This is a genomic window from Planctomicrobium stercoris (genome assembly GCF_051465655.1).
Lineage (GTDB): Bacteria > Planctomycetota > Planctomycetia > Planctomycetales > Planctomycetaceae > Planctomicrobium.
This window is the reverse complement of record NZ_CP195791.1, coordinates 2,986,900-3,007,049: the sequence shown is the minus strand read 5'-3', so window position 1 is coordinate 3,007,049 and position 20,150 is coordinate 2,986,900. Positions and strand designations below refer to the sequence as shown.

At 57.7% G+C, this 20,150-nt stretch carries 16 protein-coding genes; 6 read left to right on the top strand and 10 right to left on the bottom strand.

Going from position 1 to position 20,150, the window contains the following annotated elements; all coding sequences use genetic code 11:
- Nucleotides 1-53: 53 nt before the first annotated feature.
- The 4 genes from SH661x_RS12365 to SH661x_RS12350 all read left to right on the top strand — a co-directional run bounded on the left by SH661x_RS12365 (nucleotide 54) and on the right by SH661x_RS12350 (nucleotide 4,267).
- Nucleotides 54-818 (top strand): DeoR/GlpR family DNA-binding transcription regulator, encoded by a 765-nt coding sequence (locus SH661x_RS12365; RefSeq protein WP_437221780.1) that lies wholly within the window; start codon nucleotides 54-56, stop codon nucleotides 816-818.
- Nucleotides 819-898: 80 nt separating this feature from the next.
- Nucleotides 899-1,729: a class I fructose-bisphosphate aldolase gene (locus SH661x_RS12360; RefSeq protein WP_437221778.1), complete on the top strand. Its 831-nt coding sequence runs from the start codon at nucleotides 899-901 to the stop codon at nucleotides 1,727-1,729.
- 155 nt (nucleotides 1,730-1,884) lie between these two features.
- Complete coding sequence (locus SH661x_RS12355; RefSeq protein ID WP_437231192.1) at nucleotides 1,885-3,036, top strand: Gfo/Idh/MocA family protein; 1,152 nt, start codon at nucleotides 1,885-1,887, stop codon at nucleotides 3,034-3,036.
- A 64-nt stretch (nucleotides 3,037-3,100) separates the two neighbouring features.
- A complete protein-coding gene (locus tag SH661x_RS12350; RefSeq protein WP_437221775.1) occupies nucleotides 3,101-4,267 on the top strand; it encodes a carbohydrate kinase family protein in 1,167 nt (388 codons plus the stop codon).
- A gap of 35 nt (nucleotides 4,268-4,302) precedes the next feature.
- Here the strand turns inward: SH661x_RS12350 and SH661x_RS12345 are convergent, their stop codons facing one another.
- The 7 genes from SH661x_RS12345 to SH661x_RS12315 all read right to left on the bottom strand — a co-directional run bounded on the left by SH661x_RS12345 (nucleotide 4,303) and on the right by SH661x_RS12315 (nucleotide 14,111).
- Complete coding sequence (locus tag SH661x_RS12345) at nucleotides 4,303-5,085, bottom strand: SDR family NAD(P)-dependent oxidoreductase (RefSeq protein ID WP_437221772.1); 783 nt, start codon at nucleotides 5,083-5,085, stop codon at nucleotides 4,303-4,305.
- A 425-nt stretch (nucleotides 5,086-5,510) separates the two neighbouring features.
- Entirely contained in the window at nucleotides 5,511-6,809 is a 1,299-nt protein-coding gene (locus tag SH661x_RS12340) for a PQQ-binding-like beta-propeller repeat protein (protein ID WP_437221769.1), read from the bottom strand.
- A 383-nt stretch (nucleotides 6,810-7,192) separates the two neighbouring features.
- Nucleotides 7,193-8,854: a Kelch repeat-containing protein gene (locus SH661x_RS12335; RefSeq protein ID WP_437221767.1), complete on the bottom strand. Its 1,662-nt coding sequence runs from the start codon at nucleotides 8,852-8,854 to the stop codon at nucleotides 7,193-7,195.
- A gap of 494 nt (nucleotides 8,855-9,348) precedes the next feature.
- Complete coding sequence (locus SH661x_RS12330; RefSeq protein WP_437221764.1) at nucleotides 9,349-10,323, bottom strand: DUF1559 family PulG-like putative transporter; 975 nt, start codon at nucleotides 10,321-10,323, stop codon at nucleotides 9,349-9,351.
- Between the two features lie 133 nt (nucleotides 10,324-10,456).
- Nucleotides 10,457-10,723, bottom strand: coding sequence for a hypothetical protein (locus SH661x_RS12325; RefSeq protein WP_437221762.1), 267 nt, complete (start codon nucleotides 10,721-10,723; stop codon nucleotides 10,457-10,459).
- A gap of 335 nt (nucleotides 10,724-11,058) precedes the next feature.
- Complete coding sequence (locus SH661x_RS12320) at nucleotides 11,059-12,087, bottom strand: bile acid:sodium symporter (protein ID WP_437221761.1); 1,029 nt, start codon at nucleotides 12,085-12,087, stop codon at nucleotides 11,059-11,061.
- A 5-nt stretch (nucleotides 12,088-12,092) separates the two neighbouring features.
- Nucleotides 12,093-14,111 carry a hypothetical protein gene (locus SH661x_RS12315; protein ID WP_437221758.1) on the bottom strand — a complete coding sequence of 673 codons (2,019 nt, stop codon included), beginning with the start codon at nucleotides 14,109-14,111 and terminating at the stop codon, nucleotides 12,093-12,095.
- 335 nt (nucleotides 14,112-14,446) lie between these two features.
- On the opposite strand from SH661x_RS12315, the gene nadD reads away from it, so the two are divergent.
- On the top strand, nucleotides 14,447-15,061 hold the full coding sequence (nadD, locus tag SH661x_RS12310; RefSeq protein WP_437221756.1) for a nicotinate-nucleotide adenylyltransferase: 615 nt from the start codon (nucleotides 14,447-14,449) through the stop codon (nucleotides 15,059-15,061).
- Nucleotides 15,062-15,318: 257 nt separating this feature from the next.
- The gene (locus SH661x_RS12305) at nucleotides 15,319-16,167 is read left to right on the top strand and encodes a hypothetical protein (RefSeq protein WP_437221753.1); all 849 of its coding nucleotides are present in this window, start codon (nucleotides 15,319-15,321) and stop codon (nucleotides 16,165-16,167) included.
- 67 nt (nucleotides 16,168-16,234) lie between these two features.
- Here SH661x_RS12305 and SH661x_RS12300 read toward each other — a convergent pair whose 3' ends face one another.
- From SH661x_RS12300 to SH661x_RS12290, 3 genes are all read right to left on the bottom strand, one after another.
- Nucleotides 16,235-17,797 (bottom strand): FecR domain-containing protein, encoded by a 1,563-nt coding sequence (locus tag SH661x_RS12300; protein WP_437221750.1) that lies wholly within the window; start codon nucleotides 17,795-17,797, stop codon nucleotides 16,235-16,237.
- Complete coding sequence (locus SH661x_RS12295; RefSeq protein ID WP_437221748.1) at nucleotides 17,794-18,318, bottom strand: sigma-70 family RNA polymerase sigma factor; 525 nt, start codon at nucleotides 18,316-18,318, stop codon at nucleotides 17,794-17,796. Before SH661x_RS12295 ends, SH661x_RS12300 begins: the two co-directional genes overlap by 4 nt.
- Before the next feature lie 471 nt (nucleotides 18,319-18,789).
- Entirely contained in the window at nucleotides 18,790-20,076 is a 1,287-nt protein-coding gene (locus SH661x_RS12290; protein ID WP_437221746.1) for a beta-ketoacyl-[acyl-carrier-protein] synthase family protein, read from the bottom strand.
- Nucleotides 20,077-20,150: the final 74 nt, after the last annotated feature.

Here is a 20,150-nt window from a genome sequence, read left to right as displayed (position 1 = left end):
AGGAGATTGAACCGCCGCTTGACGACGCGTGGACGTTTTGTTCAAATTTGTTCATGTTTGTTCATGAGCGCCACGCACGCATTCTCGACTACCTTCAGAAGCATCCGACCAGCAGCGTCACGCAGCTGCAGGAAACGCTGGGAGTGTCACGCTCGACGTTGCGCCGGGATCTTCTCGAACTCGAAGAGCAGGAAGAGATCGTCCGCACGCATGGGGGTGTCGTGCACCGGGACTCGCTGCGAGGCGAACCCTCGTACGACAAACGGGGCCGGGAATCGGTGGCTGCCAAGCGGTCCATCGGGAAAGCGGCGGCAGCGATGGTCCCATCGGGAAGCGTTGTCTATCTGGATGCCGGGACGACCTGTGTGGAAGTCGGCCGACAGCTGGCTGCCCGGGACGATGTGCGGATCGTAACTCATTCCGTCGGACTGCTGCTGGAAATGGGTGACTGCGCAGCAGGGATCACCTGCGTGGGAGGCGAATACCGTTCGATCAGCCAGGCGCTGGTCGGAGGGCTCTGCCTGCAATGGCTCGATCACCTGAGGTGCGATATCGCGTTTCTAGGGGCATCCGGTTTGAGCGTTGCCGACGGCGCGAGCACGACCGAAATTTCGGAAACGGCCGTGAAGCAGGCCATCATCAAGCGCAGCCGCAAGTCCGTGATCGTGGCGGACCAGGGAAAGTGGAAACAACCTTCGGCCATCACCTTTGCACCCTGGAGCAAAGTGAACGCTGTGGTGACGGATGCGTCTCTCAGCAAATCAGAGATTCGATCCATCACCGCTCAGAACACCGAATTTATTCTCGCAACGAATTAGGAATTCGTGGATAGCAACCCGGGATCTGGAGATTCTTTCCCGGACTTCTGAAAACTGACAACTGAAAGCAACCAACTCTCATGAAAACTGCTCGTCTGAATCGTCTCTTCAATGCCAAGTCCGGCCGCTGCTTCGATGTGGCTATCGATCACGGGTTCTTCAACGAACTCCCGTTTCTCGCTGGCCTGGAAGACATCGCCAAGGCGATCGACGTGCTGGTTGAAGCTGCTCCGGATGCGATTCAATTGACCATCGGCCAGGCGGTTCACCTGCAGGCGATTGCGGGTCGCCAGAAGCCTTCGCTGGTGCTGCGAACAGATATTGCCAATGTTTATGGCAAAGATCTGCCCCGTTCGTTGTTCAGCCGGATGATTGAACAACCGGTACTGCAGGCTGTTCGTCTGGATGCAACGTGCGTGGTCGTCAACTTGTTCCGAATTCCCGGCGAACCCGAAGTGACGGATCAGTGCATCCAGAACATTCTGAAGATCAAACCGGAGTGCGAGGCTTACGGGATGCCCTTGATGATTGAGCCGCTCGTCTTTCAGCCGAACGCGAAAGCCGGCGGATACATGGTCGATGGCGACGTCGACAAGATTGTTCCGCTCGTCCGGCAGGCTGTGGAACTGGGCGGGGACATCATCAAGGCCGACCCCACCGACAACGCTGCTGATTACCATCGCGTGATTCAGACCGCCGGCAACATTCCCGTTCTCGTGAGAGGGGGCGGAAAAGTCGGCGATGAAGAGCTGCTGGTCCGGACCGCGGAAGTGATCAAGCAAGGGGCAGCAGGGATTGTCTACGGTCGAAACGTGGTCCAGCACGCCAACCCGGCCGGCATCACCCGGGCGCTGATGGCTGTCGTCCACGATGGAGCGACACCGGCCGAAGCAGCCAAATTCCTGAAGTAATTCGAATTGAGAGCGGCTGAGCAACAGACGCTTTCGGATCTTTGCACTCTGCCCTGTCCGTGGCCGAACGAAACCAGGCGATCGCTGCCACGGACAGTGAGCAGGTGCGAATCTGCCCCCGCACATTCACTGAAATCAGTATTGGATACCCTGCGATGAGCAAGAAGAAACAGATTCGGTTTGGACTGATCGGCTGCGGCCTGATGGGGAAGGAATTCGCCTCAGCGGCAGGACGCTGGTGCCACCTCGCTGAGACCGATGTCGAACCGGTGATCACCGCAGTTTGCGACCCAAGCGAGAAGGCAACCGCCTGGTTCGCGGACCGCGTTCCCAGCGTTGCCCGGATCACGACAGATTATCGGCAGCTGCTCGAAGATGATTCGATTGATGCCATCTATTGTGCCGTCCCCCACAATCTTCACGCGCAGATCTACTGCGACATTATCGCAGCCAAGAAGCACCTGCTGGGTGAGAAGCCGTTCGGGATCGACCAGGCTGCCAATGCGAAGATCAATGCTGCAATCGCAGCGAATCCTGATGTTCTCGTCCGATGTTCTTCGGAACTTCCGTTCTTTCCGGGGGGATATCAGATCGCCCAGTGGATTCGCGAAGGCCGCTTCGGAAAGATCATTGAAGTGGAAGCGGGCCTTTGGCATTCCAGCGATCTCGATCCGAACAAAGCAATCAACTGGAAACGGATGATCGACATCAACGGAGAGTACGGCTGCATGGGAGACCTCGGAATGCACCCGCTGCATGTGCCGCTTCGATCCGGTTGGTATCCGAAGAATGTGCGTGCGCTGCTCTCGAACATCATCACCCAGCGCCCCGGCGCCGACGGCAAGCCGGTGCCGTGCGAGACCTGGGACAATGCCATTCTCGCCTGTGAAGTCGAAACCGATTCACAGCAGTTCCCGATGACCATTTCGACCAAGCGCATTGCTCCGGGGAATTCGAACAGCTGGTTCCTCAATGTGTATGGAACCGATTTCAGTGCCCGTTACAGCACGCAGCAGCCCAAGCAGCTTCTGTCGATGCCGTACACCAGCGGCGGATCGCAGGCCTGGCAGGTGGCGGACGTGCCGCACAAGTCGGGCTATCCGGTGATCACCGGCGGCATCTTTGAATTCGGCTTCAGCGATTCCATTCTGCAGATGTGGGCGGCCTTCTGTGATGAACTCACACACGGGCGCGATGGAATGAGCCAGCCATTGTATTGTGCGACTCCTGAAGAAGCCGCACAGACACACGCGATCTTCACAGCGGCACTTCGTTCCCATGCCGAGCAGTCGACCGTCGCTCTGTAACGACGACGTTTCGTCGAAGAGAGCGATATCGGAAGTGTTTCAGCAATTTTGAGTGGAGCGTTCCATGTCCACTGGCGTTCACCCGATTATCGTGGCCGGCCATGTCTGCCTCGATGTCATTCCCACGTTTGTTCATCGCGAAGGGCAGCCGGCCCCGGCCATCCTTCCCGGGTATTTGATCAATGTTGGTCCGGCAGTCCGCTCCACCGGAGGAGCGGTCTCCAATACCGGGCTGGCACTGCATCGACTGGGGACACCGGTCCGGCTGCTGGGGAAGATTGGAGACGATCTTTTCGGAGAAGAGATCCTGCGGCTGCTCGATGCGCAGGGACCGGGACTTTCCCAGGGAATGGTCCGCGTTCCCGGCGAGACCACCAGCTACTCCATCGTCATCAATCCTCCGGGAGTCGACCGCACGTTCCTGCATTGCCCGGGAGCCAACGACACCTTTGTCGCGGACGAAGTTCAGGTGGAATCGCTGGCCGACGCGAGCCTGTTTCACTTTGGCTATCCTCCTCTCATGCAGAGGATGTATGCCGACGACGGACGTGAACTCGCGGCGCTGCTGCAGAAGGTCCATGCTGCTGGACTGACCGTTTCTCTCGATCTGTGCATGGTCGATCCGCAGTCACCAGCCGGACAGGTCAACTGGCACTCGCTGCTGCGTCGTGTCCTGCCTTCGGTTGATCTCTTCTGCCCGAGCGTGGATGAGTTGATGTTCATGCTCGACCGTCCCGCATTCGATCGCGCGGTCGCAGCGGACGGGTTCGATCCGGCCCGACATGTGAATCGAGACTTGCTCAGGCAACTGTCCGCAGAAAGCCTGAAGCTCGGGGCAGGCGCAGTTCTGATCAAGCTTGGAAATCAGGGAATCTACCTGAGAACCAGTGCCGACCAGCAGCGACTGGAATCGATGGGACGTGGAATGCCCGCAGACATTGCAGCCTGGACCAATCGCGAAATCTACTCTCCCTGTTTCGCTGTCGACGTGGTGGGAACAACTGGATCCGGCGACTGCACCATTGCCGGATTTCTGTCTGCCTTCGCCCGCGGGGACGCTCCGGAAACCTGCGTGCAGTGCGCAGTGGCCGTCGGAGCTGCCAGCGTGGAAGCGGCTGATGCCGTCAGTGGAGTACGCCCCTGGTCCCAGATCGCCAGCCGGATCGCAGCGGGATGGCCCATGCAACCAGCGCTCCCCAGCCTGCAGCCGCACCTTGCGCGGCCATCATAACTTTCGTCACTCGGGGCTTTGTTTGAAGCCCCGGTTCACTTCTTTTTCGGCTGCAGCAACGTCATCACCGAAAGAATGATGGAGCGGGGAGTCAGTCGGACGGAGAAGGACAGCAGGTTGTTCACCAGGCCGGGCATCACCAGTCGCTTCTTCTTCCGCACTCCTCGAAATCCAGCCCTGGCGACGTCTTCAACCCGCATGGCATTGTGCTGAAAGACCGGCGTGTCGTGCATGTTGGATTCATCGCCGAACTCTGTCCGCGTCGGCCCTGGGCACAGACAGGTGACGCACACACCACTCCCTTCAAGCTCCTTCCAGAGGGCTTCGGAAAAGGAGAGGACAAACGCCTTGGTCGCATAATAGACGTTGACGTTTGGTCCCGGTTGAAACGCAGCGGTCGAGCCGAGATTCAGGATTGATCCTCTCTTCCGCTGCAGCATGCCGGGGAGAAACAGATGGGTGAGGGCCACGAGCGCAGAGATGTTCAGCTGAATCATGTTCAACTGCCGTGGCAACGGGATCTCCCAGAATTGTCCCAACTGCCCGAAGCCGGCATTGTTGATCAGCACATCGACCTGTTTGCCGGCGGCCTGAACCTTGTCAAAGAGTTCCTGCGCAGCATCCGGCTGACCAAGATCGAGCGGGATGATGGTGGAGACGGTCCCATGCGCTCGCTTGAGCTGTTCAGCCAGCTCCACGAGCCGCTCTTCCCGCCGTGCGGAGAGAATCAACTCAGCACCATCAGCAGCAAAAAGCCGGGCCAACTCACGGCCGATCCCAGATGATGCGCCCGTGATCAACACCACTTCCGTCGACATGCCTGCACCAGTATCCGCAAAAACCGCCAGATCAAAACGTTTCAAACTGGGTGCGAAGTTTAGCGGAATCAGGGAGAAATCGGATGCTCCGGCCGCGGATTTTCAAAGTGCCCTCTGAAAAACCGTGGTCCTGCTGGCGGGTTACAGTGCTCTGTTCTGGGGAGCGGTGGGAATTCAATGGGCTCGATCCGTTCTGGGAAATTGAATGCCAAAACCGGGTGGATGAACGCATTAAGTCCGCTCCCCCGGTTTTCAGCTCAGTGATTGACAGTAGTTCCAAGTCTGATCGGATCGAAACAAGAGGTCAGGGGACAGAGGTCGGAGGTCAGAAAAACACTGGAAAACAAGCAATTTTCTGACCTCTGTTCTCCGACCTCTGACCTCTCACGATGATTGCTCGGAGAACTTGGAAGTACTGATGGAAATTATCGCTCGACGCAGTACAGGTGTTCGCCCGTGCGGATGAGCAGAGAGCCGGGGATCGCAGCGACGGCGTATTGGATCTGTCCTTCGCCCATTGCCGGAGGGCCCTCTTCAGGGTTTTTCTCCCACAGACGGTTTTCGGAGACGACTTCAAACTGCCGGCCGGACTTGATCACCGTGGTCGTCCCCTTCTGCCCGACGAGATAAATGTGGTCCCCCACAGCCAGCGGCGTCGCCCAGCAGCTTTCGGGAGTCCGTTCTGCATAGACTTCTTCACCCGTCTCCAGATCCAGACAGAAGACGATTCCCGTCCGGTTGACGAAGTAGGCCAACCCGTCATGCGCGATTGGTGAACCGAATGAACAGGTGGCTCGCTTGGCCCGCCAGAGGATCTTGGCCTCGTACTCGCCGGATTCGGTGCGAGTGACCTGGACCAGTCCGTTGGAGTCGGCTGCCTTTCCGCCGCCCCCTTCTCCACGACCATCCGTGGCTCCAATCAGCAGCCTGCCGTCCCCGACTGCCGATGGTGAAGGAGTGGCGTTACCGGTCAGCCCAGCCAGCTTCCAGAGAATCGAACCGTTTTCCGGGTCGATCCCCCGCATCAGTCCCATGCCGGAAAAGACGAAGTGCTCTTTCCCGTCCACGGTCAGCACGATGGGGGTGCTCCAGGAGGTGACTCCGAGCCCTTCGACCTTCCACAGGTTTTCTCCCGTCTCCGGATTGATGGCCAGAATGTACGGATCGTTTTCACGCTCAATCCAGACGATCACACGGTTCCCTGACTGCAGCAGCGAGGAACTCAAACCGTGTCGAGACTCCAGGCTGCCGTATTCTTCCACGAGGTTTCGGGCCCATCGCTGTGTGCCGTCATGCTGAAAGGCCAGGAGATTTCCTCCTTCAAAGAGGACGACCACCCCTTGCTCCGAGACGATCGGCGTGGGGGCCGCTTTGCTGACGTAATTCGAACTTTCGATGGGCGAAGCATTCTGGACAGACTGCTGCCAGAGCTTCTCTCCAGTTTTCAGGTTGAAAGCCAGGACGTGATAGACATCCTTATTAGGTCCTTCCACGCTGGTGAGATAAACATGGTCCTGCCAGATCACGGGACTGGACTGTCCGTCCCCGACCACTTCCGCCTTCCAGCGAATGTGTTCCGAAGGAGACCACGAAACCGGGAGTGTTTCGGCGCTCAACTCTGCAGGGGCGGGGCCTCGGAATCCCGGCCAGTCCGCGAAACTCAGCTTTGCAGCCGTGAGCAGTGCGAATGCTGCAAGACAAAAAGCTCGACGACTCCAACTCATCTTCTGCTCCAGAACATCGGTTCGCCAGACGGAAATACCACAGGTCATCATCAACAAATGTACCGGAAGTGGATGACCACGGGCAGGCATTCACTTCCGGTTGGCCGATTCAAAAAACGTAAAAAGGTTTTACCACGCAGGCACAGAGACACGGAGAGGATTCAAGAGGTCATCATCAGCCCGATTGAAACCAACAGAAAACCCAAACGCTCGTCTGGTCCCTCATACCTCATGATTTTCAAAGATTGGATTCTTTTGGCCATTCTCCGTGCCTCAGTGTCTCCGTCGTGATCTTTCTCCTTGCCTTCGGCCACAATCAAAACGGTTTCGCTGCACGTGCCAAAGTCCAGCGAAACCGTGTCATCAACCCCAACGGAGGTCGGTTAATTGACGAGAGCAGCCTTCTGATCAGCAGCGTCGCTGTGATCGACCGGGATGCGCTCGAGTTCTTTCACCTTGCCGGTTTCCATGCTCGCTCCCCCGACCACGATCAAGCTCTGCTGCCACGGAGTAATTTCGTGGAAGAAACGGGGATGGGCAAGCTGCCCGATGAATTCCCACTTCGAACCGTCAGCGGAGAGTCGCTGAATCGAGCCAGACATCGTGGTGGTGATCAGCTGGCCGTTCAATCCGAAGGAGGATGTTCCGAATCCATCCAGCGGAGCCCCCAGAATCGAAGGACCGACAGACCAGGTTCCCGTCGCGGGATCGTAGATGTCGACTCGCGTCGTCGTCTTTTCGTCCGGTTGCATCCCTCCGATGACGTAGAGCTTTCCTTCCCGTGTCGCGAGAGAGACAGCACGCCGCTGGAACGGAACGGCCGTGATCTCCTTCCACTCGGGCTTGGCCTGTGAGAGGTCGCAACTCCAGGCGGTCTTCAGCCAATCATGTTCGAGTTCATCACCGGGAGTCATCGTCCAGCCACCCGCCACGTAAAGCGTGTCGCCGATCACAACGGCGTCATGAGAAGAGCGGCGGTCCGGCAGCGGAGCGAGTTCTTCCCACTTGCCGATTGCGGGATCGAAGCGGGCAAAATCGGCCTGCGATCGCAGATTTTCTTCTTCGCTTCCCTGAACCTCGAAACCCCCGATGCGGTACAGCTTCCCGCCATGAGCGATCATCGCCAGACCTGTGCGGCGCGGACCTCCCTCGAGCACTTCCCATTTCTCAGGCTGTTTCAGATTCAATCGCAGCAGTTCATTGGACTGATCTTCCACTGCATAGGAATGCGCTCCACCCAGATGCCCACCGTAAATGTAGAGGTCATCACCGATCACCGCAGCGCCGAAGCTCGTGGTCCCCTTGCTCAATGCCGGCAAGTGGTCATCAATCGGGGTCAGGCTCGTGGGTGCCAGTCGCAGCGACAGGGTCGAGTAATGCTTGATCTGCTCATACTTCTTCCCGTCCAGTTCACCTGCAGCCGTTTCTTCCTTCCGGGCGCGGATGGAATAGAGTCCGGGCTCCGAAACCTGTGCGGTGAAGTGTCCCTGCTCATCGGTGTCCCCCTGGACCTTCTCCTTGATTCCAGGACCTTCGACGGTCACCTGACAACCGGCCGCAGGCTGACCTTCCCAGGTCACCGAAAGAGTCAGCGTCTTGCCGCTCAGTTGCGGGTTGATTTCCAGCGGCAGAATGTCTGCGTTTCCAACCGGCTTCCAGGTCCCGGCGAGCTGTGACGGATAGGTCTTGCCGTAATACTTCAGAAGGAACGGGGCACCGCCTCGCGACATCACGCCGTAGTTATGATTCACGACAACAGTTCGTTCCGCCCATTTCTCCGGGATCTCGCCGACCAGCGCGTCACCGTCGATCTTCAGCGTCACTTCCTTGGGCTCGCCCCGACCTGCGACCAGCCAGGTCTTGGCTGCGGCAATATTGGGAAGCAGCTCGGGATCATCCGGCCCCGCCTCTTCGCTGAGATACACCTTGGCGACATTGGGTTGCTCGGCTGGTTCCGCAACGACCCAGATAAAGTGAGCCTGCGCTGCACCTGTCATCAGGGACAGCGTCAGGAATGTCTGCAGCACGATGCGTGGAAGACGCATGTTGATTGTCCTTTTCTCTAAGGATTGGCGCTGGTTGGATTCCAGCGAGACTGGCAGAGCAGTCCGTTTACCTGGATTTTAATTCCACGTTGACAAGATTGTCTTTGCCGGGTTGAAATTCGACTGTGATCGCCCCTTGTCGCTTGATTGCACTGACGAGGTCTCGATGATCCTTGAGGAGATCTGATTTCGATTTCTGGCGTTGCTCCAGAACAGTTTCAGGTTCAGGCTCAATTGGATTCACAATGACATAGTAAGTGCCCGGGGAGGGCCCTTGGTGTCTTGCGAATTCGAATTCACCTTCGATGACGTTCGTCGATGCATGATGCCCGGATTTAGGGGAGATCGGCTCCAACTGGACAGTTGCCTGATTCACAGGCTTTCCGTTCAGAGTGACTTTCCCGGTCACCGGGACACGGCCCGGTGCATTCGAACGTTGGCATCCTTGACTACAGCACAGGAGAAGCAGACTCATCGCCATGTAATAGGGGGTTTTAGAATTCACCGACAACCTCCCCACCCGCTTTTGTCGTCAGGGAGTAAAGTACCCCTGGAGCGGAAACAGTACCGATGCTGACGTTCTGACTGATCGATCTCACCGAACCATCTCCCAGCAGAAAGTTCAGAGAACCGACATGTTGGCTGGAATAACCAGCAGGTGATGCTGCAAAATTGTTCAATCCGCCGCCGGTATTACCCACCGCAGAGTTTGGGTATCCCACACCCCAGCGAGCAGTTCCCCATCGTTGAGTTCCACTGAGACCCGAAGTTCCGCACGCGGACGCACCCCATTTGTAGTTGCCGAAGTTCCAAGTGCTTTCTCCCGCTGCCAGGGTATTACTCAAACCGTCAGTCACATCGGCAACGCGAGTGCAGCGATTCCATGGGGTCTGGAACATCAACGGAGACACGATTGGGAACATTCCGTCCGCTCCCTGTGTACTTCCCATCATCGTCGACCCCGCATAGCTGGATGTCCCTTCGCTGAGCAGGTAGCTGGAAGGAGCTCCTGTCTCCGGGAGCCCTGAGACGATACATTGAACCTCGGGAGCATTACGGGGAATAGTCATCGTGGGACACAAAAAGGTTGTCACCCGCTGATTCAGCACCCCTTGATTATACGTTGAGGAATAATGCTCATTGAAATTGTACCGGTTATAAGAGTTCGATTGATCCAGAAACGGAAGCATCAGGGTAAATCCGCTAGCTCCAATCCCCGAACTCCCAGGATTGGAGTCTTCAATCGCACCCGCCGGAAAGACGCTGTGGGTACTTTCGTAGTTGTACATCGCCAGGCCGATCTGCTTGAGATTATTCTTGCACTGTGATCGGCGAGCGGCTTCGCGGGCCTGCTGGACGGCGGGGAGCAGCAGGGCAATGAGGACGGCGATGATCGCGATCACCACCAGAAGTTCAATCAGCGTGAATCCGACGCTGCGCGGAGAGTGGGGACGAGTCAGTTTTTGCATGTGAGTAAAGTTCCTGAAGTTGATTTGGAGTTGAACGGACTCCCGGGCGAGGACGCCTGCAGCGGTGTAAGCTGTGGCGATCGCGGCGAGGGAGAAATGCAGCAACCATGTGCTGCATCAGCCGAGAATTTCTCTATGCGGACCGAGCGGCCGGTGCCGACTGCTTGTCATCTGATCGATGAGCTTCGCAGGTGCGGCGGCACGTCAGGGCGCATCGACCGGGGCACCCGCTGGCAGCACCCACAGGTGCTTTCACCGGCGCGGCCATTTCCGTCCAGGGAAGCGTTCTTGAAGCAGAACTCAACTCGGCCAGCGACTCGAAGGAGTCTGTGGCGAGGAGTGCTGGAATGCGCGGCTCGGTGAACCGGCCGGAAGCAAAATCAGGATGCGAGATCAGCATCAAAAACCTCCAGTGATAGTAACGGCGGTCGAAAAGGGCGGCCCGGGGCACATGCCTGGGCGGCTTTCGTCGCAACGTCGCTGGCATCCGAAAGGACTTTGCTGGCTGAGTCTTGACACGAGATTGAGACTCAATCTCATCACAGGAAGATTATCGGCGACTGCTGAATGATTCAACTCTCCTCGATCCACTTTCCTGAAAAATTCTTTTACATCGCCTCAAATGGACGCAACACATTGATGCCAAAGATGATGGACAAAAACGTCTGTCACACCAGAAAGCTTTGGCGGCTCAGCAAGAGCCCGGGAAATCCATCGCGTGGCGGTCTGTCCGGTTTAGGCGTCGCCAGAGACTTCAGCGGACGTTTCCTCCGCACCACCACTCACCCAGCGTTGCAGGCGATCGAGCAGAAGCGTGTCGAGCACCAGTTGAGAGGCATGGAACATCAACACCGGCAACAGGGCGAAAGGGGCGTCTCCCGCCACACTGGCAGCCACAAACAACCCGATCGGCAGCGTTTTCTGGCTCCCGGCAAATGCGGTCCCGACGGTGTCCTCGCGGGAGAATCGCCAGAGAATTCCTCCCCAGATCGCCAGAACCAGCCCGGCGAAATGCAGGACGATACAGCTTCCCCACGCAACCAAGGCCGGAAGCACCCGGAGCCCGCCTGCAGCAGATTCCCCTGCGTTGACCTTCACTCCGCTTTGGACGGACGCCCAGAACACGATGGCCAGAATGCAGACCTGCGCAACGGCATTGAACCCGTTTTTGGCGTTATCCGCGAAGTTCCGAAACCAGGGCCACAGCCGAAAACTTTGACCGACCAGGATCGGAAGAAGCGCCGTCAGGAAGAGTTGAAGGATCAGCTCACGGGCATTCAGGTTCACTGCGTCCCCCAGCCCGAACTGCAGCCAGAGAGGGGTCACCAGAAAACAGGTGCCGTTCGTCAGCACCGTCACCAGCAGAGAAATTGCGTCGTTGCCCCCCGCCTTCCGGGTCCAGACGCTCGCAGCGGCCAGAGTGCTGGGAACGCTTGCAACGACCATCAATCCGACCGCGAAGTCTCCCAGTTGCTGCAGGGGGAGAAGGGCCAGTGCCATCAAGGGAATGATGAGATAGCAGACCGTCGCTCCCCAGATGACCGGGGCCGGAGCGCGGAGCGACTGCCACAGTCGCCGATTTTCCAAGGTGACCGACATCAGGAAGAGAATGAGGGCGGTCATCACCCCGCTGACAATCTGCACAATCCATTTGGGGAATTGTGAAACTTCACGAGGCTGCGCCCTCAACCCCAGCCAGATCCCCAACGGGATCAGCAGGAGGATCGCGACCATGAACCAGCGGCGACGCAAAAAGCTGAGCATGTCGCCTACTTGGTTTCTTCTACAGGTGTTTCGATGGGGACCGGAAGCTCAACCGGAGGTGGCTGCGGCTTTGTTTCTCCAGCAGCTTCGGCTGGCTTGTCAGTCGCTGCTTCACCCTCCGGCTTTGGTTCATCCGTGGGAGCGGCCGGTGTTTCACCAGCCCCCTCTGCTTTCATCTCCGGCTTCATTTCCGGTTTCATTTCCCCCTTGGCTTCATCAGGAGCCGGAGTCGATTCCGGTTCCGGTTTCGCCTCCGCAGGGGCGTTTTCCGGAGTGATCAGCTTGAGTCGTTTCTCTTTGACCTCTTCCAGATTGAGATTGCCAATCTTGCACCAGCGATGCACCAGATACTCGTCACGCCGGGGAGCGAATCCCGGGGGGAGATTGAGCATCACCATCACTGCCGTTTCGTAGTTCTTCTGTGCCAGCAGGCAGTCGGCAATGTATTCGCCGGCCGATCGCCGACGACCGACGCTCTCGGCCTGAGTCGCTGCATAGCGATCGAGCGTTCCCAGCGCTGTTCGAATCTTCTGCGTGTTGTACTGGCAGACCCCCACCCAGAAGGTCCCGAACTCCGCAGCGGCATCGTTCGCAGGATTGGGGAAGGTTTTGCAGGTGGTGCGAACCGGCAGATAGTCCCGGATGGCGTTATTGTACTTCCCTCTGAGTTGCTCAATGCGGACGAAGTGCAGCGACTTTTCGATCGGGGTTGGCGTGATCGTCTTCCCATCTTCCCCGGTCGGGCGAGGGACATACGGCCCCTTGAAGATGACATTCAGAATCGCCAGCTGACTGTTTTCTTCTCCTTCTCCGCGGGTGGCTTCAAAGGCCTGTTCCGCCTGGGCGGGATAAGGCCAGATGCTGACATGGTCTGCAGACCACAAATCGTTCTTGCCGGCATCGACGACTCGCTGTTCCATGCCGGGCGACCGCAGTTCGTTGGCTCCCAGGCCGTCGTAGAGGTCAACACTGGTCCCTTCCGGAAGCAGGTATTGCAGCAAGGCCATCCGCGGAGCCCAGCCGCTGCTGGTGCCGATGATTGCGACGTTCAGGTCTTTCAGGTCCTCGGACTGAAGAGGATACGGATCGTTCGGCAGGTCGAGTTGTCGAAGTGCTGCGTCGGAGTCTCGCACTTCCTGGAGAGTCGCTGGAACCTTGGGGTAGAGTGTCTCCATGGAACTTCCGGCGGCGGGGACCGGTAACCCCAGACGAGGATCGAACAGCAGAATTCCCTGAGTCGGTTCAATGACTCCCACCAGCCAGTGCTCGGCCTTGGCCTCATCCCGCGGTGTCAGAATCACGACATCGGTCCGGATCTGACGGAGCAGTTCGGCAAAGATCCACGCGCGATCCTGGGCTGTCCCCAGGCCAAACAGCAGCGACTCATAGGGTGTCAGGGGAAGTTTGTCCCGAATCTCATCGTTGATGAGCAGAACGTTCCGACTGATGAAATCAAACAGGGAGACGGCACGGTCGACGTTGGATGTGTTTCCTTCGACCACATGCGTGACGATATCCCGTGCGAGCAGACACATGCGGATGTGGTTGGCATCTTCAGCGAGGTAACGCTCGCTCAAGGTTCTGTTGAGTTGCTCCCCGGCAAGCAGTTTTTCGATCAGGGCTTTGTCGCTGCTGGGCTGGGTCTGCCGAATCTGCGAACTGCATTCCGACTTCCAGTTGTTGAGGCGATCCATGATCTGGCCCCGGTCGGAAGAGATCCCCAGCCGGCCGGGGTTCAGACCTTCCATGAGATCGGCAAGCTGGTCTTCGCAGCGTCGGGCTTCGTTGTCCACCGGATCATTCGGCTTGTTTGGCGAAACGCGAGGGCCAGATTCGCGCGGGAGAGCGAAATACATAATCGCTCCCAGGGCGATCAGCACAGCCAGGCTCCCCAGAATGCGGACTGCAAGACCACCAGCACGAGGATGATTTCGCTTCAACATCTTCAACACCATCATGTTCAGTAAGCTGCCGACATCCCGCTCGCAGTCCTGATGCGAGCAGAGAAATTCTCTGAGTATCACGAATCGAAGTTCCAGCAACTTTCGTTCAGATCAGATCATGCACCTTTTTGATGCAAAACGGAATCGATCCACCTTGAGGAAATTTCCCAGAATTCAAACATCCTGTCTGTTTTGACAGCTGCCATCCATTCAAGTATGCTTATTCATGTGCCTGCATATATTCATTTCCGGATCAGTCCGGAAATGGTCTGGAAGCGCTCTAAAGCCGCCGATTTCCGACTGGTGCGCCCCTCAGTCGGATCTCGGTGGCTTTGCTTTTTGCGTTCTGCGTTCCGAATCGTCAGAATCGTTGCTCATCCGGCACCGACTGACTTCTCAAGGAAACGCAGCTCGTCATGAAAATTGGCATTTACGGGGGATCATTCGATCCGATCCACCTGGGACATCTCCTGCTGGCGGAATCCGCCCGCGAAGCGTGTGGACTCGATCAAGTCTGGTTCATTCCAGCCGCCCATTCCCCGCTGAAAGAGACCGCACCGCACGCCACTGCCAAACAACGGGTGGAAATGCTGCGACTGGCCCTGGCCGGGTATCCCGCGTTCGTCCTCTCCGACCTGGAAATCAAACGTAAAGGGGTCAGCTACACCGTTGAAACGCTGACCGAGATTTCGAACAAACATCCCGATGCAGAGCTGTTTCTCATCATGGGAGCAGACTCGGTGGCGGATTTTCCGCGTTGGAAAGATCCGACCGGCATTCTCGAACTGGCCGGCGTGATCGCTGTGAATCGAGCCCGAGGTCCGGTCCCCCTGAACATCATTGTCGATGAACTGGGGGAAGATGCCGCGGCCTGCTTTCAGGTGGTGGAGATGCCCGGCATCGAAATCTCCTCGACGGAAATTCGCCAGCGGAGTGCGGCCCATCGCAGTATCCGCTTTCAGACCCCGCGCGCGGTCGAACAGTACATCCTGCAGCACAAGCTCTACCTCGAGACCGCAAGCACACCTTGAGCGGTGCTTGAATCTCTCCATCTGACGAAGAATCGCAGGCGGCATCCGCTCTGACAGGAGTGGAAGCTGCGCGCCGAACGATGGGGCCTTCGCAACATTTTCCCGTCATCGCCCCACGTACAGAAAGCTCGATCGCGGCAGCCGCTTGAACGCATCACCAGAAGTGGTATTGTGTGGTACGAATCTATTCAAGATCTATCATCGCAGTGCCCGGAGCGATCTGGCGAGTCCTCGTCGTCGGGAAGCGCAAGAGTTCGATGTGGAAAACAGCCCTGCAGGCAGTGGCGGAGAAAACTGAGATGCAGACGGAATTCCCCAGGATCAGCGACTCTCAATTGCGGGCAACGTTGCAGGAGGCTCTCCATCAGCCTGCCGGCATGATCAGCGTGCATGCAGCGGAGTCGCTCCTTCTTCTTGGAGACCGCGACGACGTGCTGGCCCGGTTTCAGTCTGAGCGAGACGGTCCAGCCTCGGCCTATCAGGTGGCCGTGTGGAGAGTGTTAGCGCGTGCGGAAATTTCCGCTGCGGCCCGCGAAGAAGCCATCGCGAAGATTCGGCGAACGCTGCTTGAGGAAACGTCCGCGTTTCGGCCTCATGCCATGGAATCACTGGCGAAGCTGCAAGCGCCGATCCTTCCCGAAGAGCTGCCGCTCGTCGAGTCCTCTGCACATTCACCCACGGATGCTGCCGCCCCGCTTGCCCTATGGCGTCTGGCACAGACAGAAAGCAGGGTCGCAGCCATTTCCGGGCTGACCGACTGCCTGAGTTCAGGAGACGATCTCTGCAGATTACGTGGCGCTTATGTCCTGTGGCACCTGAAAGATTTCCCCCAACAAACGCTGCTCAAACTCAGAGAAGGAGTCACCGAGCCAGCGTTCCCCGCGTTGACGCGACTCGTCTTTGCCCTCGCCTGCGGGCATGAAATGGCCTGGGATCTGACGCAGGAAGCGGGCGTTCCTGTGGGCCGGTACTTTCTCGTGTTGGAGCTGGCCGACAGAACGGATGCACACTCCAGGCAGATTCTCGAACAACTTGCAGGTGACCAGGATCTCGATGTCCGGGCCGCTGCCGCGTTCGGACTTCTGCAACGTCAGAAATTGAAGTAATCACGTCCGTGATCTCTCAGGATCTGCATTAGCCGGTTTCGTGTTTCTGGTCACCGGCAACGGGATGCTACAGAGTGCGTGGTGCAGTTTCGACACACCATTGAACGGCAGCGTCGATGAATTTCAGCACGGGCGATCCCTCTCTGATCCCATCGGGGCTGATAATGAGCCCGACTCTCCGTTCCGGAGCGACCCCGTTGAGCATCTTGTCCCCCTTCTCGAATCCGAACAGGACCCACTTGTCGGAAAGTCCGGAGAGATGTGCAATTCCCCTGGCGGTGTTGACCGGGTTCGCCCATCCGAGAACGAGCGTATTATTTTCCGTAAAGACCCCCAGATTCTGACCATGAAACCCTGCTGCCAACGGGTGCCCAGGGCGCGCAATGTCGATTCCAAATTCTCCATTCACGAATTCATAATCCTTACCGTGTTCGTTCCCGGTCATGCCAAAAACCGGAAATCCCCCCACTTCCAGACAGATGACCGGCACAGCGGCATCGGGAAGCCCGCAACGACGCAGATGCTCTTCGGCGTTCACCTCAAAGGGAAACAGAGAAACGACAGCGACGACACATTCCTGAACGTCTTCCGGGGTCACTTCCTCATACGTGCGCACTTTAACAGAAAGAGCTGATCGCCAGAGCTGTTCGCCGATAAGGCGGTTGCTGACCAGGTTATTGAACGCTGCCCATCCGGGGAGCTCGTGCTGGCTTTTTGAAACAATCAGTAATGCGGTTCCGTATCGGCTCGGAATGGGATTGATGCTATCGCCAGTGTCGATCGTCGAGCAGTATCCTTCACTCACATCTGCCATCGCCCCATCACGCCGACGCATGACTTGCACAGTGCCCGACGCGACCCGCACGCGAGTCTGAGTTGCGCTGGCCCCTAAGGCAATATGCCCGGAACGAATTTCCGTGTCGGCAGTCGACGTTCGAATACTCCAGGAAAGCGAATCGAATTCGCTGGAGGAATTCACTTCCGCATACCCTTCCCGAAGTTCGGGACGCCCTTCGTGCTCGAATGTCAGGATGGACTGAGGCCCCAGCTGAATGCTGGCCTCATTCGACAACGTCAACAGCGCGGTCCCTCCATAGGGAACCTGAAGCGAATCACGGGCCAGAAGTTTCATTCCGGCCACTGCGGGATGTTTCAGCCCATTGCGACCAATCACAACCTGATCGCCGACGTCCGCGAGTTTTGCCACCACAATTTCTCGGGACCGAATCAACGGTTCCTGCTGCGGAGCTTCTTCCGTGGGGATCGCGACTGGCCGTTCGACAGGTGCCGGGCGGCGCAGTGTCAATGTTGCAACCGTCACCATGAACAAGGTGATTGCGGCAAGAGCTGCAAGTTTCGTTTTTGTGAAAAACGTAGAACGCTTCCCATGGCGAGTCCCTGACAGAAGTGATTCCACCGGCGCCGCGTCCATGACACCCCGGCGCATTTCCCACTGCAGACTCGAGAGAATTGTCAGGTGACCGACAAAGTATGCCTGTGCATCCGGATCTCGGAGAATCCGGTCTTCGAGCTCTTTCATTTCCAATTCGGAAAGACCGCTTTCGGTATATCTCTCGACGAGATCCACCAGTCGGTCGTCGATGCGGGATCGTGCAGGAAGAGCGTTCATGATGCAGCTCCTCCAGCCATGTTCCGTGTCATGCAGTCGTAGAGCCGGCCACGAATTTTGCGAACCAGTTTATAGACGACATTCAGCGATTTCCCTTCTCTCTCAGCGACCACTTTCGGCCCTGTTTGTCCGTCGTAGTAGTGCACCAGGATACGCTGCGCATCGGCAGGGAGTTTATTCAGGCATGCACGTAGCGTGTCGTGTACGCTCTCCAGAAAGACCTGCTGCTCTGAATGGACGGTGGCCAGCTGCTCCAGGACCTGGTTCTGAAATAAGACCTGATGGTTCTGCTTCTTGCGGATGTGGTTTCTCAGGTGTCCTATTGCGATGCTGCAGGCCCAGCTCACGAATTCGCCTTCGGCGTCATACTGATCCCAGCGCTCCCAGAGCGTCAGGCACGTCTGCTGGAAGATTTCCTCCGCATCGATCCAACGTGGCGCAGCCGAGACGATAAATCGATAGATACGATGCTGATTGGCCAGGAACAGATCAAGAAACTGCTGTTCTTTAGGTAACGGCATTGTCATTTTCCAATCGCCACATCATCCCACATTCCCACAAAGGGGGCAGCTCTTGATGGAAGCAAGGAGTCCTGGAGTCCCATAAAATGCCGCCCCACATGAATAGTCATGAGAACAGAGTTTTGGCCTGACTTCTGGGACCAGATTTCAAAATTCGCCTAAGAAACGGGCAAAATCCCCCCTGCAGCGAATCTCACGACAGTGCGGCGTTCCGGCGGAAGGGAGCGATGGATCAGGGACCAGAATCTCGGCGAAGTCGGGACATACAAGGCTGGTCCAGATTCACCAGACGGAAAACGTCGAAGCCGAAAGAAGTGCAATGGCGCCTGCCAGGACTTTCTGTCGACGTGTGGCCCGCAACATCATCACAGTCCTGCTGAACAAGGATTGCGACGCCCCATCGACGCAGTGGCCCGAACGTTCCGTCCGCGCCTTCAGACATCACCTGGAAGGACTCTCGAAGGCCCTGCTTCAGATCGCCCGAATAATGGCTGCAGCGCTCTGTCCCATGGCGGTGCGGTTGACACTCATGGCGACTCCGGACCGCAATCGCAACGGTTCGCGGGTGACATTCAACCGGCACAGCGGGTCTGGATGCTTATAGTTCAGAGTGGCGGGAAGCTCACCGTGCTTGAGCGCGAGAATACTTCCGGCCAGTTCCACAGCTCCGGAGCCGGCGTCGAAGTTTCCGAAGTAGCTCTTGAGAGCAGCCACGGGAATGCGTCCGACATCACCGCCCAGGGCTTCGTGGTAAGCCCGGGACTCGACCCAGTCATCGCGACGCGTGCTCTTGCCGTGTGCGTTGATGTGACCGATGTCGCGAGGCGAAATCCCTGCCAGCCGCATCGCGGAGTTCATGGCACAGGCCAGGCCTCGACCGCGCGTGACGTTCTCCTGACCACGCCCGTCGCACCCGGCTCCGACAGCCAGGACGTCACAGTAAATTTCCGCGCCGCGGGCGCGGGCATGTTCGTAACTTTCCAGAACGAACACTGCCGAACCTTCGCCGACAATCGTGCCGTCACGGTCACGGTCGAACGGGCGACAGCCCTGTTCGGGATCGTTCTGGCGGGACAGGCTGTCGATGAGGCTGATGCGGGCAATGTCAACCGGGTTGATGTTGGAGCTGCAGGCTCCGACGATCATGACATCTGCCTGACCGCGTTTGATGCACCGCATTGCTTCCTGCAAGGCGAGCAGGGCGGAAGCATCGGCACTGGTGATGGTGTTATTCGGCCCACGGGCGTCGTGTTCGATCGCCACATGGCAGGCCGGCATGTTCGGGAGTTGTCGCAGCAGCCACAGCGGAGCGATTTTCCCCAGGGAGTCTTCGCCCCAGCGGGGATACCCGTTCTGGTTTTCGGGATTCTCGAAATCCCGTGCTGCTTCCGAAAGTTCATCCGGGGAGAAGGCGATGTGTCCGGCTCCGAACTCGACACCGAGTCGTTCCGGGTCGACATCGCCGGCAGAGAGCCCGGCATCCCGCATGGCCATGCTGGCGGCCGAGACCCCCAGCTGAATGTCACGGGACATGACTTTCAGGAATTTCTTCTGGTAGATGTACTGGTGAGGATCGAAATCGTGAATTTCAGCAGCGAGCTTACACGGCAGATTCTGGCTGGCGTAAGACTTCAGCGGTCCGATTCCGGACTTGCCGGCAGCCATGTTGGTCCAGAAGGCGTCCTTGCCAATTCCGACCGGCGAAATCACACCCAGACCGGTGACCACCACACCGGGAGCATTTTTTTCAGCCACCATGGAGAACCTTCACATTTCTGATTCCGCAATCCACGCTTGCGACCTTCTCTGATATCGGACCCTCGACGCCGTAA